The organism is Paenibacillus sp. NPDC058898 (assembly GCF_049316025.1).
Taxonomy (GTDB): domain Bacteria; phylum Bacillota; class Bacilli; order Paenibacillales; family Paenibacillaceae; genus Paenibacillus_AQ.
The window spans coordinates 368,370-384,077 of sequence record NZ_JBMOSM010000007.1; the positions used below are offsets into that span (position 1 = coordinate 368,370).

At 49.1% G+C, this 15,708-nt stretch carries 16 protein-coding genes; 2 read left to right on the plus strand and 14 right to left on the minus strand.

What is annotated here, in order from left to right:
* Positions 1-175: 175 nt before the first annotated feature.
* Together ACOZB4_RS20930 and ACOZB4_RS20935 are read right to left on the minus strand one after the other, a co-directional pair.
* Positions 176-1,159, minus strand: coding sequence for a formylglycine-generating enzyme family protein (locus ACOZB4_RS20930; RefSeq protein WP_379406896.1), 984 nt, complete (start codon positions 1,157-1,159; stop codon positions 176-178).
* Positions 1,160-1,255: 96 nt separating this feature from the next.
* Positions 1,256-2,716, minus strand: coding sequence for a sulfatase (locus ACOZB4_RS20935; protein ID WP_379406895.1), 1,461 nt, complete (start codon positions 2,714-2,716; stop codon positions 1,256-1,258).
* A 266-nt stretch (positions 2,717-2,982) separates the two neighbouring features.
* Here ACOZB4_RS20935 and ACOZB4_RS20940 point away from each other — a divergent pair, with 266 nt between their 5' ends.
* Positions 2,983-3,774, plus strand: a complete 792-nt coding sequence (locus ACOZB4_RS20940; RefSeq protein WP_422759627.1) for a helix-turn-helix domain-containing protein — start codon at positions 2,983-2,985, stop codon at positions 3,772-3,774.
* Positions 3,775-3,788: 14 nt separating this feature from the next.
* Here the strand turns inward: ACOZB4_RS20940 and ACOZB4_RS20945 are convergent, their stop codons facing one another.
* The 10 genes from ACOZB4_RS20945 to ACOZB4_RS20990 all read right to left on the minus strand — a co-directional run bounded on the left by ACOZB4_RS20945 (position 3,789) and on the right by ACOZB4_RS20990 (position 11,386).
* Entirely contained in the window at positions 3,789-4,397 is a 609-nt protein-coding gene (locus tag ACOZB4_RS20945) for a class I SAM-dependent methyltransferase (RefSeq protein WP_379406893.1), read from the minus strand.
* A gap of 105 nt (positions 4,398-4,502) precedes the next feature.
* Complete coding sequence (gene shc, locus ACOZB4_RS20950; RefSeq protein ID WP_379406892.1) at positions 4,503-6,392, minus strand: squalene--hopene cyclase; 1,890 nt, start codon at positions 6,390-6,392, stop codon at positions 4,503-4,505.
* Between the two features lie 198 nt (positions 6,393-6,590).
* Positions 6,591-7,373, minus strand: a complete 783-nt coding sequence (locus ACOZB4_RS20955) for a sulfite exporter TauE/SafE family protein (RefSeq protein ID WP_379406891.1) — start codon at positions 7,371-7,373, stop codon at positions 6,591-6,593.
* Between the two features lie 162 nt (positions 7,374-7,535).
* A complete protein-coding gene (locus tag ACOZB4_RS20960; RefSeq protein ID WP_379406890.1) occupies positions 7,536-8,663 on the minus strand; it encodes an MBL fold metallo-hydrolase in 1,128 nt (375 codons plus the stop codon).
* 111 nt (positions 8,664-8,774) lie between these two features.
* Positions 8,775-9,350 (minus strand): sulfurtransferase TusA family protein, encoded by a 576-nt coding sequence (locus ACOZB4_RS20965; RefSeq protein ID WP_379406889.1) that lies wholly within the window; start codon positions 9,348-9,350, stop codon positions 8,775-8,777.
* A gap of 109 nt (positions 9,351-9,459) precedes the next feature.
* Positions 9,460-9,756 carry a rhodanese-like domain-containing protein gene (locus ACOZB4_RS20970; RefSeq protein ID WP_379406888.1) on the minus strand — a complete coding sequence of 99 codons (297 nt, stop codon included), beginning with the start codon at positions 9,754-9,756 and terminating at the stop codon, positions 9,460-9,462.
* A gap of 27 nt (positions 9,757-9,783) precedes the next feature.
* Positions 9,784-10,143, minus strand: a complete 360-nt coding sequence (locus ACOZB4_RS20975) for a rhodanese-like domain-containing protein (RefSeq protein WP_379406887.1) — start codon at positions 10,141-10,143, stop codon at positions 9,784-9,786.
* Between the two features lie 43 nt (positions 10,144-10,186).
* Positions 10,187-10,672: a DsrE/DsrF/DrsH-like family protein gene (locus tag ACOZB4_RS20980; RefSeq protein ID WP_379406886.1), complete on the minus strand. Its 486-nt coding sequence runs from the start codon at positions 10,670-10,672 to the stop codon at positions 10,187-10,189.
* 89 nt (positions 10,673-10,761) lie between these two features.
* Positions 10,762-10,989, minus strand: coding sequence for a sulfurtransferase TusA family protein (locus ACOZB4_RS20985; RefSeq protein ID WP_379406885.1), 228 nt, complete (start codon positions 10,987-10,989; stop codon positions 10,762-10,764).
* Positions 10,990-11,125: 136 nt separating this feature from the next.
* Positions 11,126-11,386: a metal-sensitive transcriptional regulator gene (locus ACOZB4_RS20990; protein WP_379406884.1), complete on the minus strand. Its 261-nt coding sequence runs from the start codon at positions 11,384-11,386 to the stop codon at positions 11,126-11,128.
* 257 nt (positions 11,387-11,643) lie between these two features.
* Here ACOZB4_RS20990 and ACOZB4_RS20995 point away from each other — a divergent pair, with 257 nt between their 5' ends.
* Positions 11,644-13,296, plus strand: coding sequence for a CoA-disulfide reductase (locus ACOZB4_RS20995; protein WP_379406883.1), 1,653 nt, complete (start codon positions 11,644-11,646; stop codon positions 13,294-13,296).
* Positions 13,297-13,410: 114 nt separating this feature from the next.
* Here the strand turns inward: ACOZB4_RS20995 and ACOZB4_RS21000 are convergent, their stop codons facing one another.
* Both ACOZB4_RS21000 and ACOZB4_RS21005 read right to left on the minus strand, forming a co-directional pair.
* A complete protein-coding gene (locus ACOZB4_RS21000) occupies positions 13,411-14,796 on the minus strand; it encodes an MATE family efflux transporter (RefSeq protein ID WP_379406882.1) in 1,386 nt (461 codons plus the stop codon).
* A gap of 426 nt (positions 14,797-15,222) precedes the next feature.
* Positions 15,223-15,615 carry a DUF302 domain-containing protein gene (locus ACOZB4_RS21005; protein WP_379406881.1) on the minus strand — a complete coding sequence of 131 codons (393 nt, stop codon included), beginning with the start codon at positions 15,613-15,615 and terminating at the stop codon, positions 15,223-15,225.
* Between the last annotated feature and the right edge of the window lie 93 nt (positions 15,616-15,708).

A 15,708-nucleotide genomic window follows, 5' to 3' on the forward strand; every position in this document is an offset into this window, starting at 1 on the left:
ACCATACTCTTATCCTCCTGTTTATTCCAAAGTTTTTCGCTTTACACCTCCATTATATTCGTTATTGTTCCGTTTATCAAGTATTTTATTTCTGTTTTGTTCATTTATATGCATTTTCAGGCGCGAAACATCCTTGGAAGACGCTCCATCATCACAATACAACCGATGGCATATTCTACCTCTTCTCCCTAACCACACGGAAACCGCAATTGCCCGTCGAACTGTCGGGTGTATTCCCGCTGCGTGCCGCGACTCGATAACGGTTGCAATAGGATCTGTGACACAGGTACGAACCGCCGCGCATCGACCTTCTGCCGGTAGACTCACCAAAGAACGGATGGATGGCCGAGGTCACTTGATGATAGGACGGGCTGAACCAATCGCCGCACCATTCCCATACGTTGCCGGACATGTTATATAGTCCGTAACCATTCGGTTTATAGGCATCCACCGGCGCTGTACCGATGTATCCGTCGCTTGCGTTATTTTTAACTGGAAATTTACCCTGCCATATGTTGCATTGATGTTCTCCGTCCTGTTTCAGCAGATCTCCCCATGGATAGGTCCTACCCTCCAAACCGCCGCGCGCCGCATACTCCCATTCCGCTTCCGTAGGAAGCCGCACGCCAGTCCAATGGCAGTATGCATTTGCATCGTTCCAGGATATATGTACGACTGGATGATCCATCCGGTCTTCGATGCTCGAATCCGCCCCCTCAGGTGCAGCCCAGTATGCGCCTTCAACCACTAGCCACCAAGGCACTTCTTGCGGTACTTGTGCAACACTTGCCTTGGTCTCCTCCGAAGCCAGCAGTTCAAATACAAACGACCATCCGAACTTCTCCGCTTCCGTGACATAACTGGTTGCTTCCACAAAGCGTTGAAACTGTGCATTCGTAACGGCATACGGCGAGATTTCAAATCCGGAAACCGTTACGCTGCGAGCCGGACCCTCGCCGTCACGCGGGAACCCTTCATGTGAACTCGTCCCCATCGTAAACGTCCCTCCTGGGATCTTGATCATGTTGGCATGGAGCTCAGGATGAGGCTGGTCATGATATTGGCCTTCTCTTAGACTTCCTTGATGATCCTTCTGGTCGGCTTCTCCCAACTGCACTTTCGCTCTTACGCCTGCGCAGCAAGAATGTTGTTCTCCCATGCTCGGTTCCTCCTATACTTAACCAGTCCTATGCTTGATACAGAGAACAGGACAACCACTACCGGAGCGGTTATCCTGCTTCACTTAACTATAATATTATACGAATTCCTGCGGGTGGCGGCGCATCAATTCCGGAACGGCTTCCCCGCGGCCTGTGTTCTTCAAACGTTCGATATACCGGGGCAGATGACCTTTGGCATGGTAAGGTCCTCCCTCCTTCATGACCGTCCACAACGGGTCCACGTCATACGGCATCGTTGACATCATATGATCATGCCATTCATTCAGAAGGTATACGGCCTCTCTGCAAAGATCCGGTCTTTGGGCTGCCCGATTGTCCTGCTCGTGGACATCCTCGGTGATATGGAACAGCATTTCTTTGTCAAACAGATGATAGCCGTCATGATATGTTCGAATGTAGAGCCATTCTCCAAACCGCACGCTTCGCTGACAGACATGGGCGCATTGAGAGACCACCAAATACTCCCTGCCGCTGCCTTTTCCGCTTCGCAGGCTCTTCGCATAACTGATGCCATCCCAGCTTCGAACCGGTGCAACGTTCAAATATTCCGCCATCGTAGGCAGAAGATCCAGATGATAGTGCAGATTGCGATCCGATATCCCTTTCATGATGCCAGGTCCCCGGATAACCATCGGGATGCGACAGGTTCCCTGATCCGCTGTGCCATGTTCACCATAAATCCCAAGCTCCCCCATGTTCTCGCCATGATCCGCTGTAATGATAACGATGAGATCATCCATTACTCCCTTGTTCTCCAGCAATTCAAAAATGGCGCCGATGTGCTCGTCCATATGCCGAATGCCGCAATCATAGCCATCCACCATCGTCCGCAAATCCTCCATCGTCCTGATCTCTCCGGGATGACGCGGAAAATCAGGGGAAACTTCACTATTATACATGTTAATTTCGTTCACCCCATGCGGGCCAACCTTCTTCTGATGCTCCTGAAGCACCTCTTCGGTAATCCAATCGGGAAGCGGCTCATGTTCGAAAGGATTCCCCAGCGACTGGGGTGCGCGATATGGTGTGTGCGGATCCCAGAAGTTCACATAGAGCATCCAGTTATCTTCATCAGCGTTGCGATCCAGCCAATCCAGCACGACTGGAGATACTTCTTCTGCCGACTCCAAGCCGCCCTTACCTGTATTATACATTTCATTGAAGCCCGCGTAGAAGGTCCAGGCGGAATGTCGTTCTCCAAACGGACTAATCAAGGCGGTTTTCATGCCGGCCCGGCGGAATATAGCGGGAAAACTCTCCGACCCCAGCTTGTCGCGGAAGTCCCTGGTCATGCCTTCATGCCGGACATCAGCAGCCGTGCCTCCATGACCCACAACACCGTTATGAATGCCAAACTTCCCCGTCATTAATGCGGTTCTTGAAGGAAAACATGGAGCATCCGAGGTGTAGTAATTGTCAAAACGCACGCCTTCCGCCGCGATTCGGTCAATATTCGGCGACGTATTCCGATGATAGCCATAACAGCCTAAATGATCCGGCCTGGTCGAATCCAAATCCAGTAATAATACTCTCATATCGTCATCGTTTCCTTCCTCTTGTCGAATTCACTTACCCTTCCTTAGGACTCATGTCAGCGTTTACAATAATCCTGCAATTGTCTGAAATTATAGGCTACTCATCTATTCGTAGTCGATGTACATTTCATAAATAACTTGTACGATTCTACTCCATTTTCAATTAGGAAGATTATTAAAAGCTATGAACAGCTACTCATCAGAAGTATTATTGTGCTAGGCTATAGGTATAAAATCACTACGGGGTGTTGTCTATGATCCAATTGATGAGCGTAAATTTTGATGATTACATTCCGAATTGGCGGACACAGCTGGAGACGATTGAGTACAATGTCCTGGTTGTGGTTAGAGAAGGCAAAGTGAAATATGAGATCAACGGGGAAGAAATCATTGCCGAAAAAGAAGACGTGCTCTTTATTCCCCGATCGACGCGCCGCAGCGGCAGCAACTGGAATGGCATTCCCCATCAGAAACATACCATTCTCTTTACATTGGATCATCAAGGTTCCACAGGCATTCCATTCTTGGATGCGGGTCAATGCATGAAATTCAATCTATCCCATATCCAATATGCCTACCATCGTTGCGAGCGTTTGTACGAGGAAATGCGAGGAGGCAGAAGCTACCGCACCATGATCTGTCAGGGCATTATGCAGGAGCTCATCGGCACGTTGGCCCGTGAACTTGAGAAAACCGAGCTGGCACCCAGCAAACGTAACTACGCGGATACCATCAAATCGTTTCTGTTGGAGCATTACCGCGAACCGATCGAAATCGATGGATTAGCGAAGCTAATCCATCGCTCTCCGAGCTATGCTGCAGCCCTCTTCAAAGAGGTGTACGGTCTTTCCCCGATTCGGTATATGCATCAGCTGCGCGTGCTCGAAGCGTGCAGCCTGCTGCTACATTCGGACATGACGATCGCCCATATCGCCCACTATTTGGGTTATTATGACACGTCCTATTTTTATCGGATATTTAAAAAATACACCGGCCTGTCACCCTCCGACTATGTGCAGCAAGGCGGTCGGTCCGATGTTTCCATGCTGCTCTCTTAATTCCCCGCTGGCTTTCATTCCGTTGTTCGCGGTTTCTGGCCTGCAAACTGAATGACATGAGACAAGCCTTGATGCCCCTGGCCCTCATGCCGAACGACCTCTCCCATAAAAAAGTGGACAATCCGCCAATCCGCAAAGGACACGAGGAAATCCTCAGGTACGTATAGAAACTGCTGATCTTGCGGCCCCCCGCTGCGATAAGGAATCTGGTACGGTGAATACACTTCGGAAAGGAAATATCCTCCCGGCTTCACAGCTCTCTTCACGCCTTCTAAAGTCCTCGTTCTCAATGCCTTGGGAAAATGTCCAAACACACAAATAATCTCATCCCATTGATCCTGCTTCCACTGCGCTTCGTGCAGATCCACAAGCTCTGTGCGAATCTGCACATTGCAGGCTTCCGCCAGTTGATTGGCTTTGTTCAGGCCGGATTCCGCGTAATCCCATACGGTTACGTTCATGCCTTCCCGGGCCAGGAACACCGCATTCCGTCCTTCTCCCTCCGCAATAGCCAGTGCGTCGCCCGTTAAACCTAATTTCTTATGCATGTCCGCTATAAATACATTCGGGTCTGTTCCAAATACGTAATCGATCCCCTGAAACCGTTCATTCCATGGATTCATCGTTTGATCACCTCATTTTTTGACATCATTATGGTTCTGTACGGGCTAAAGCCAACTCCACAACACCATATTACCATTCCTATCAGATAAATGCAGTGTAACTCCTCAAGCCCCGTATTTCTTCTTGTAATGACTCAGGGTCAGGAGCGGCCAAATGTACCGGTAGCTGTGATAAAGCGTATAGAAGTTGCCCGGAAGCCCTGCGCCTGTTGGGTATGTAGTCGCCCAACCATCTTGTTGCAGCAATTCAATCATCTTGTCTATTCCTTTATCCACGGCAGGAGACGGTTCCGGCAGAACCGCGATGAGTGCATCGAGTGCCCAGGCGGTTTGGGAGGGCGTGCTTTCCGCTAAGGGCGTGTAGTGCATCACTCGGTCGCTGGTACAGGATTCTCCCCATCCCCCGTCCGGATTCTGAATCCGTGTGAGCCATTCCGCTCCTTTTTGGAGCGCCTCATAGGCTGCCGGAAGGCGTACAGCCTTTAGACCCGTCAGCGCTGCCCAGGTACCGTAAATGTAACAAATCCCCCATCTCCCATACCATGATCCGTCTTTTTCCTGATGAGAGATAAGCCAGTCAGCCCCCCGTTTGATGAAATCGTATTTCATGTCGAATCCGCAAAACTTCCCGAGGTATTCGAGCGTGCGGCCGGTCAGGTCGGCTCCTGAGGGGTCAATGGCGGCGGATTTGGCACCGTCTATGGCAAGCCATGTGAGCATTTCCTTGTCGGTGTTCTTCTCGAACGCGGGCCAGCCGCCATCCTTGTTTTGCATGGAAAGGACCCAGTTTAGTCCTCGATCCGATGAATCCTGATATACAGGATCGGTCTGGGATAGGCTGTGAATCGCTCTTAAAGCCGCCGTTGTGTCATCTACATCGGGATTCAGGGTGTTGGTCTCGGAGAATCCCCAACCGCCGGGAATCGTATCCCGGTTATGAACACTCCAATCGGCCGCTTTGTCCTGCTGCCTGGATACAAGATATGCAGTCGCCCGCTGTACTGACTTATGATCACCGGGAACACCGGACTCCTGCAGCGCATGGGAAATCAAGGCCGTATCCCAGATCGTGGAAGGTGAATTCTGAATCGTTGCTTTATCTTCATAGCGATACTGCATCGCCGTCAACCCTTGAACAGCGTTCATGATGAGCGGATTGCGTTTATCATAACCCAGAGCAAGAAAGGCAAATAACATGAGGATCGTGCTGCTTGCGTAAGAGTATAGCGTGCCATCCGATTCAATCCGATTGAGCATGAACTGCTCTGCCTTGTGTAGAGCAGCCTCATGGATATAACGGGGAGTCCCGAGCAGTCTGCTGAGACCCATTCGTATACTTTCCACGATCTCCCGGTTTTCCTGGGGGGACGGCTCATCGTGATTTTGGCGGGAATCGATCAAATCGGATAGATCCGGCGCTTTATCGGTTGATATGGAGAAATTACGGTCAGCCATGATCAGCATAGGAATAAGGTGGACGCGGGAATAACCCGAGAACTCAAAGAGATTCATTGGCAGATACGTTGGGAAGAGGATGATTTCCATCGGTATGAACGAGATCGATGCCGGCCATTTGCACTGTCCCGTCGCAGCAAGAATCGCCTTCGTCAAAATGCTGTTGGATTTCCCTAGTCCACCTTTCGATTGAATGTAACGCCTGGCCCGCATCAGCGGCTCGTCCGTGGGTTCACTATACCCTGAATAGAGCAGTGCATAATAAGCATCGATGGAAGCGGATAAGTTACCTTTTTCTTCGTCCCGATACCATCGCCAGCAGCCCTCAGGCGTTTGCTCGGAAAGGATGCGACCATGCAAACGTCTAATAAGCCCTTCATCCTGAATATCCAATATTCGAAAGAGGATGATCGTATAAGCATCCATCGTGATTCCGTTCTCAAAGCAAAAATGCCATGACCCGTCTTGATGCTGCCGCTGCATGAAGAAGTCAGTCAGCTTCATGATTTCCACATCTACCGTGCTCCGTACATTGCCCATTCCTATCGTACCTCCATCAAACGCCATGATGAACATTATATGAACACCGGGAGGAGGAAATGATGTGCTACGAGTCATCACGTGTGTCTTTTCCTTAAATACACCAAAAAGGCCCCCGAATGGTTCGGGAATAGCCTCTTTGTATGTGATATATAGTGGATCTATCAGGAACAGTGAGGATGCACCTGGAGCCCGCAATCATAGAATGTCCAGCCAAATTTTGATAGCCGTTGCCAGGATCAGCACAGCCAAAATGATCTGCAGGATCTTCGTGTTCATCTTCTTACCTGCGGCCGCTCCAAGCGGAGAAGCGATCAGACTGGCAACAACCATGATGAGGGCAGGGATATAATCCACTTGTCCCGTCGTCAGCTTGCCTACCGTTGAACCGATGGATGAGATAAAGGTGATCGCCAGCGAGGTTGCAATGGTCATCCGGGTTGGTATTTTCAATACAACCAGCATAATCGGAACGAGCAGAAAAGCACCGGCCGCTCCGACGATACCGGCTCCGATTCCGACCGCAAGAGCCAGTCCTGCGGCGAGCCACTTATTGAACTTGACCTGGTCCAGCGGAATATCGTCCACGCCTTTGTTAGGAATGAACATCATAACGGCTGCAATAAGTGCCAGTATTCCGTAAATGAGATTGATACCGCCTTCACTCATCATCTTGGAGCCGAAGCCGCCGATAAAGCTGCCCAGCAATATGGCTGACCCCATATAGATAATGAGCGTCTTGTTCAGATATCCGCCCTTACGGTACGCCCAAACGCCGCCGATCGTGGCAAAGAATACCTGTACGGCGCTTATGCCCGACACTTCATGTGCCGTGAATGCCGCAAGACCGAACAGCGGCGGGATGTACAGCAGCATCGGGTATTTGATAATCGAGCCGCCAATGCCAACCATCCCTGATATATATGAACCGACAAAACCGATTAAAAATATCGTGATGATAAAGGTTATATTCAGTTCCATCCTGTTGCCCCCTTACTTCTTTAGAAAAGGGAACCGTACTGGTTCCCCTTCTCTTTATAATCTGTGTTGTTCCAGGCTCCATCTTGTTCTGACTTCTGAACTGAGCATCCTTCGTGCATATTTTGTTAATCCATCTATAAAGAACGGATGGCCTGGTCAGAATTAACGCACCGCGCACCGGTTCGGTCCGATCTCCATCTCACGCTGCTGGTCCGTGTCAGGATTCAATTTCCCCATGTTCGTTTGACGGATTTCCTGATAGCTATTTGGCTGTGGCGGCAGATTCTTCGTTACGATCGTTCGGAACTCTGCTTCATCGGTTATATTCAGACCATGGTTTTCCCGGTAAAGTTCCCCAAGTTTCTTCGCAACCGTTCCGTCCTCATTCAGTTCTTCCATGATCATAAAATGGGCTGGCAGCACGATCAAATCATCCGATAATTCGGTATAACGGGCATAAAGCGTCTCCCGCAAATCGCTAACCCAATCCTCTGCAAGACCTGCCAGGTCCGGGCGGCCAATGGAATCGATAAACAAAATATCGCCTGTCAGCAGGTACTGATCATCGATAACAAACGAAGTGGAGCCGATGGTATGCCCCGGGGAATGGAGCGCTTCAATACGGATTCTTGTGCTGCCAATCATCACCTCGTTACCATCCTCCAGCGGTTCGTACTTATACACCACCTCGCCGGCATCCTTCGGCGGAAGCCAGTAAACTGCACCTGTCTGCTCGGCAATCATTCGACCACCGGAAATATGGTCCGCATGCAGATGGGTATCAAACACATGTTTAATTTCTGCATCAGTGCTCTCAGCAAATTCAAGATAAACCTCCGTCATGCGGGTTGGGTCAAACAATGCTGCTTCCCCGTTCGATACCGCCATATAAGACAAGCAGCCTTTTCCTATTCGAACGAACTGATAAAGCACCCCGCCGTCTGCCAAGTTGCCGACTTTCAGTGGTACAAGGTGTTCACTCCAGGCTTTCATTCCGCCTTTCAAGTACGCGACATTCCGGCCGTGCTCGGCCAACATCTCAGCCACCATCACCGACGATCCTTCCTTGGCGCATACTACGAGTACTTCTTGATCGGACGGAATCCGATCCAGAATATCTTCCACCCCGTCAATCAAATCAAAGTAAGGGATATTCAAATGCTGAATTCGTTCGCCTTCAATCTTCCAATCTTCGAAATCCGAAGGGTTCCTTACGTCCAATATGAACAGGCTCTCTTTCTGAATCGCCTTCATGGCCACCTCTTGTGCTTTCATTTCTCTTACTGTCATGTTGTTCTTCCTCCTCGTAAGTTCAGTAATCATCTATAAATGCTTCAACCTGCGTTTTAAAGCTCGGAATCACGCAGCATGCTTTAACAGGCGGGCTTCTTAACCATTTGATCAATCGTTCAAGCTCTTCGTTTGTCCACCCCAACCGCTCATGCCCGGCACGACGTTCACAATGCCTGTAAAGCCGTTAGCTGCAAGCTTTTGAGCTGCCATGTCACTGCGGGTTCCGGTACGACAGATGACGTAGATCTCATCCTGTTTGTTCAGTTCATCCATACGTTTATCCAGTTCACCAAGCGGCATGGATACCGCATTCGGAATATGCTCAAAGGCAAATTCCGCCGCTTCCCTCACATCCAGAACAACGATTGGTGCGCCGGACTGCAGTTTCTCCTCCAACTGAGCATTATCCGCCACATGCGGATAGGTTCGTTCTGTCGTTTCTTCGCCGGAAGCTTTGCGCAAATAGTGCTTCAGAATATCCCCCTCTTCAATTGTTCCAAGATATTGCTGTCCTGTGCTTTCAGCCCATGCCTTCATGTCGGCCTTGGACCCTTTGTCTGTTGCCTCCACCTCCAGCACTTGACCCGCTTCCAGATCCTTCATCACCTTTTTCGTGCGGACAATGGGCATCGGGCATGCCAGCCCTTTTGCGTCAAGCTTTACATTGGATTCAATTGCTGTCATTTAACATCGAACCTCCATCATATTTATTTTTCATATACCGCCAGGGGTATATTTTATTTCAAAAAAAAGGTGCGCCAAACACACCTATTCTTTCTCAACGTGAATACAGCTACTCTGTTTTGCCTTCCCATGCAAGCATGCCGCCCGTCATGTTGACGACTTGATAGCCTTGACCCTCCAAATATTCCGTTGCCCGGCCACTGCGACCACCGGATCGGCAAACCATGACATATTCCTTTGATGGATCAAGATCCTGCTTGCGAAATTCAATCAAACCCAGCGGAATGTGCATGGCACCCGGAATTTTCCCTTCTGCGACTTCTTCCGTTTCTCGCACATCGATAATATTCATAGTAACCCCCTCATTCAGCTTCTGCTCAACTGCTTTTGGCGAAATCTCTTTCATGCTGATAAACAACTCCCTCTTACAAATTTAGGACCAGGCACTCATGCCGCCTTTGACATTGGTTACCTTCTCAAAACCTGACTTCTTCAATGATTTGCTGGCTTTATTGCTTCGCATACCACTCTGGCAGATCAATACGACTTCCTGATCCTTGGAAAGCGAATCGCTGCTCTGCAGAAGCTGATCCAGCGGAATATTTCGAAACCCCCGAATGTGATTTCCCTTGAATTCACCCGGTGTACGGACATCGATGAACTGTTTGTTTGTGTCCTTCAGCTCATGCTTCAGCTGTGACGCGGTAATCTGTCTGACTCCCTTGACCGGGAGAATTCTCCATACGAAAAACAGGACAATAAGTGCAATGAACATGATATTGAGTATATTCATCTTGAATTCCTCTCTTTATAGAGGCACAATCGCCTCTATTCCATTAGATAAACAAGTTCACATTGCCATCCTGGGCATCACCCAAATACGCCGCAACACCCGCGTACTCAATGCCGTCAAGCAATTCTTCCTTTTGCAAACCTAACAGATCCATCGTCATGGTGCATGCGACCAGCTTCACGTCCTGCTCCTGTGCCATCTCAATTAATTGCGGCAGCGGAACGGCATTGTGCTTCTTGATCACACCCTTAATCATTTTTGGACCCATTCCGGCAAAATTCATTTTGGAGAGCCCCATTTTATCGGACCCGCGCGGCATCATTTTCCCGAACATTTTTTCCATAAAACTCTTTTTCTTGGGCAGCAGCACACCCTCTTCCTTGCGCAGTGCGTTCAACCCCCAGAAGGTGTGGAATATCGTTACCTCATGGTCGTACGCGGCAGCGCCGTTTGCGATGATATAGGCAGCCATGGCTTTATCATAATCGCCGCTAAATAATACGATCGTTGTCTTTTTTGGTTCTGTCACGTTATGATCTCCCCCTGTGAAATGATTAATGAAATTCGGACATCCAGCTTACCCTTACCCCTATGGGTATGATAGAAGTTCAAAAAAATTTAGCCCTTTTTAACCCAAAATTTTAATACACCGTCGTCCTCTTGATGATCCAGCAATTCATTGCCTGTTGACTTGGCCCATGCGGCCAGATCGCTCTTCGCGCCTTGATCGGTCGTATGAATCTCAAGCACTTGACCTGATTCCATATCCTTCATCTCTTTCTTCGTTTTCACGATTGGCATAGGACATGCCAAACCTTTTGCATCCAATACTTTATCCGCGTTCATTAAAATTCCTCCTTAAGAAGTATGAAAAAATATATTATTAAATACCCATAGGGGTATACTAAATGATATTGAATGTCGTGTCAATCCTATTTTTAGTTTCCATCTTGAAATGGACCAAAGCGTTAGGTCCTTGTGGTTATCTGCTTCTTACCAGCAGATTTACCGCTTCAACCATAAGCTTCTCTGTGTCCTGCCCGCTCTCTTCGGCTTTCTGTACGCACTCGACAAGGTTTGAGCTGACTACGACGCCTATCGTGCGATCTATTGCCGTCCGTGTTGCCGAAAGCTGGGTGATCACATCCTTGCAATCCTTGTTCTCCTCCATCATCTTCAGGATGCCGCGCAGCTGACCTTCGATGCGTTTCACCCGATTCTTCATCTGATCATTGTAGTCCATCTCGAATCCCTCCTGTCCATATATTTGTTATTACATTTAACCTAGAATCCATATTGTTTTACATGATATTAATATATACCCCTGAGGGTATATTGTCAAGTGTGTGATGCCACATATCCATAACGACTAGTCTGTTCACCACTTGTTTTATCCTGTTTGATATTTGTCACACACAGCATGGCTGCTATATGTTATGATACCCCATAGGGTATGCAAATTCAATTCATAATATACGCCAATTCAGGGAGGAATAGACCATGAGCAAAAAAATCGTCATTGTCGGCGGCGTAGCTGGAGGGGCCTCGGCAGCAGCCAGACTACGGAGATTGGATGAGAGCTCTACCATTATTTTAGTAGAACGCGGTGAATATATTTCGTTTGCCAACTGCGGCCTGCCCTATTATATAGGAGAAACTATACAGGATCGCAATAAACTAATGGTTCAAACCGTACCCGGCCTCAGCAGCCGATATCAGCTGGATATACGGAATCTAAGTGAAGTTACGTCCATTCAACGTGATGAGAAGATGGTTACGATTAAAAACCTTAAAACCGGAGAAACCTACACGGAGAGTTATGATTACCTGATCCTGTCGCCCGGAGCGAAGCCGATTGTGCCGGATATTCCCGGCCTGTCGGAATCTCGCAACGTATTCACGTTGCGCAATATCCCGGACACGGACCGAATCAAACAATTTGTAGATAATGACAACCCCAAGGAAGCCGTTGTTGTTGGCGGCGGGTTTATCGGACTTGAGATGGCGGAGAATCTAGCCGATCGCGGCATTCAGGTGACTGTCATTGAAATGGCTAATCAGGTTATGGCTCCTCTCGACTACGAGATGGCTGCTATCGTCCATTCGCATCTTAAGGAAAAAGGAGTCCGTTTAATACTTGAGGATGGTGTTCGGGCATTCCATGACGGCGGACAACGAATTGAACTTTCCAGCGGGAAACAAATAACAACCGATATGATTTTGCTTTCTATTGGTGTTCGTCCCGAGAATGTACTGGCGGTAGATGCAGCTCTTCCTGTCAATGATCGCGGGGGGATTCGAGTGAACGAGTATTTGCAGACGGCTGATCCGAACATCTATGCCATCGGAGATGCAATCGAGGTGAGGGATTTCATCCTTCAGAGCCCCACGATCATTCCGCTCGCGGGACCTGCCAATCGGCAGGGACGCCTTGTTGCAGATCATATTTATGGAAAAAACAACCGTTACAAAGGCACACTCGGTTCTTCAATCGCCAAAATCTTTGATCTGACGGTTGCTGCGACAGGTGCCAATGAAAAACGTCTCAAGCAGATGAATGCACCTTACCAGGCTATCCACATTCATCCTTCGTCACATGCCGGATACTACCCCGGGGCGTATTCGATATCATTAAAGCTGTTATTCCATCCGGAAACAGGACAAATCTATGGCGCACAAGCCGTTGGAGCAGATGGCGTGGATAAACGTATCGATGTGATTGCGACAGCGATCAAGGGGAATCTCAGCGTGTGGGACTTGACGGAGCTGGAGCTTTCCTACGCTCCCCCTTATTCCTCTGCCAAGGACCCTGTCAACTATGCAGGATATGTTGCATCCAACATGCTGGATGGCTTGGTTGAAGCCGTACAATGGGACGAGATCGACGATCTGGTAAGAAAGGGTGCTACCTTGATCGATGTGCGTGAGCCCAAGGAGCGGGACGCGGGTTATATTGAAGGTTCCATCAACATTCCGTTGAACGACCTCCGTAACCGGCTGAAGGAATTGCCAGAGAATGAAACCCTGTACGTTACCTGCCAGGTTGGGCTGCGCGGATATTTGGCCGCACGTATTTTGGCAGAGCATGGATTCAGCGTTAAGAACCTGGACGGCGGCTGGAAAACGTACGCATCGGTTTATAAGCCATCATAATCGCTCCTAACTAATCTGTACGGAATCGATGGACATGCTGGTTACATCAAAAAGCATGCAGAAAAGCCCCGGAAAATCCGGGGCTTTTCTGCTTTATATGAAATAGATAATGGCTTAAATCAGTTTGTGCGCATACCATTTTTTGCCGCGGAAGCGCCATAGGAAGACCGCTCCCCTTACGCCCCATTCACAGTTCATGGCCAGCCATACGCCTAGAATGCTCCAGCCCAGAACGATCCCCATAATATAACCGAGAATCACCCGGAACAGCCACATGGTCAGCATCGAAGTGATCGAGGTAAAACGCGAGTCGCCTGCCGCACGCAGTGCGGATGGCAGGATAAAGCTTATCGACCATAGCGGAACCTGCACGATGGTGTTGATCAACAGTACCACGAACAGATCATTCACGATTTCCGGAGGCGGGTTGAAAAGCCCGACCAGCGGCCGGTACAGCGGCATTAGAATCAAACCCATCAGGGCCAGCGAGAAAGCGCCCAGCCATAAAAAAGATTTGATGAACTTGCGCGCATCCGCTATATTTCCGCAACCAATGCATTGACCTACGACGGTTACAATCGTTAAGGACAAGGCACTGGCTGGAATTTGGAATACGGCGGCAAGTGAAGAACCGATGGCGTTTGTTGCGATTGCGTAAGTACCTAGACTGACGATAAACACTTGGGTCAATAGTTTACCCCCGTTAAAAAACATTTGCTCGGCCGCAAACGGAAGCCCGATAAACATGATTTTGCGCAGCATGGATATCGGAAAATGAAACAGATCCCGCAGGCGGATATGCAGCGTTGCATCCACTCTGAACAGATAGTAGAGTGCGCAGGCTGCACCGGCAAACCGGGCGATGTTAATGGCCAACGTCATGCCCATAACGCCCATATTCAGCAGTGTGATGAATACGATGTTCAGCAGAACGTAGAGCAGGTTCATGATCAGTGACAACGCCAGTGATGCGCGGGTTTTGCCGATCCCTCTCAGCGCGCCGCAAACGGCCTGCACAATTGCAATTCCGATAAAGGAAGTACTGCTTCCGATCAGATACACTCGCGCACTCTCCAGCACCTCGGGTGACGCTGAGCCAAATAGCAGATTCAGCACCGGCTGGTGAAGCCCAATGATCAGCAGCGCGATCGCTAAAGCGATCATCGCCACCGATGTAACGGTGGCCGCAGAAGCGCGAGATACCATCAAGGCATTGCCGCTTCCCTTATACTGCGCGACAACGACGGTGCCCCCGGTTGCCACCGCTACGAACACATTGATCAGGAAGATGTTCAGGGAGTCCACCATGTTCACGGCGCTGACCGCCGATACGCCCGAAGAACTGATCATGGCCGTATTGACCAGGTTCAACCCGATGATGAATGCCTGGTCGATCAATATCGGGAAAAACAAAGCAAAAATCTGCCGGTAGTCCATCGACTCCCCGGATAAATGCTGTTGAAGCAAGCCGTTCATTTGGGTTCGTAATCGAACCAACATCTGTCATCACATTCTTTTCGTTGTAATATAAAAGAAAAAACTCTTCATGCGAAGAGCTTAAAGGCTTACGGTATTTAGAAATGGCTGCCGTAACCGTTCCGCTTGGGAGAGCTCACTCCCTCGCCAAGGGGACAAATACGGATTGATTCATTTGATCCGGATAACCCCCGTCTTTGATTGGAGGATACCACCAGACCCGTGTTCTGTCAACGAATGTACGCTACAGGAAAAGACCGTAAACCGCTGATAAATGGAGCAACATGTGAGCCTGCAGGTTGTAACCCTTTATATAGAAGCAGAAGAGGCTTCACCTTCTGTCAGAGCCTTTAGAAGGTGGCCTCTTCTGTAAAATACCAGGATGTAATCTTAATCGTTCAGAGCACAAACGTGCCGGCATCCTTTTTCACTCACGCCAAATGCGAGAATTTATTTGCTATTATCGATACAAGCGATAAGCCGTCTCTCTACATCCTGGGCAATGCCCCGCAGGGATTCAAAGGATTCATTCTCCACCATGCCAATAAGCGCCGTGGGTCTCGGGAGTCCGATCTTCGTTCCCCCCTCCAACTCATAAACGGCGATTTTACAAGGCAGGAAATACCCGGCCAAGTCATTCTCGCTCAACACTTTTTTCGCCTCAACCGGATTGCATACCTCCAGTATTTCGTACTTCTGATCAAACTCGATGCCCTTCTCATTCAATTTGTCCTGAATGCTGAATCGCCACAGCACACCGAACTTCTCTTCGGCCAACGCTTGTTCCAATGCAGCAATGGCATCGTCTACTGACTTATCCGTTTCTACCGTATAGTGAAACATGTTTATCCCTCCAGAATGGTAGTCATTTTATAATGCGGGTGCCGATCGCACTCGACTAGCCTTATGGTAGCCAATCCGGTATGGAAATACTTC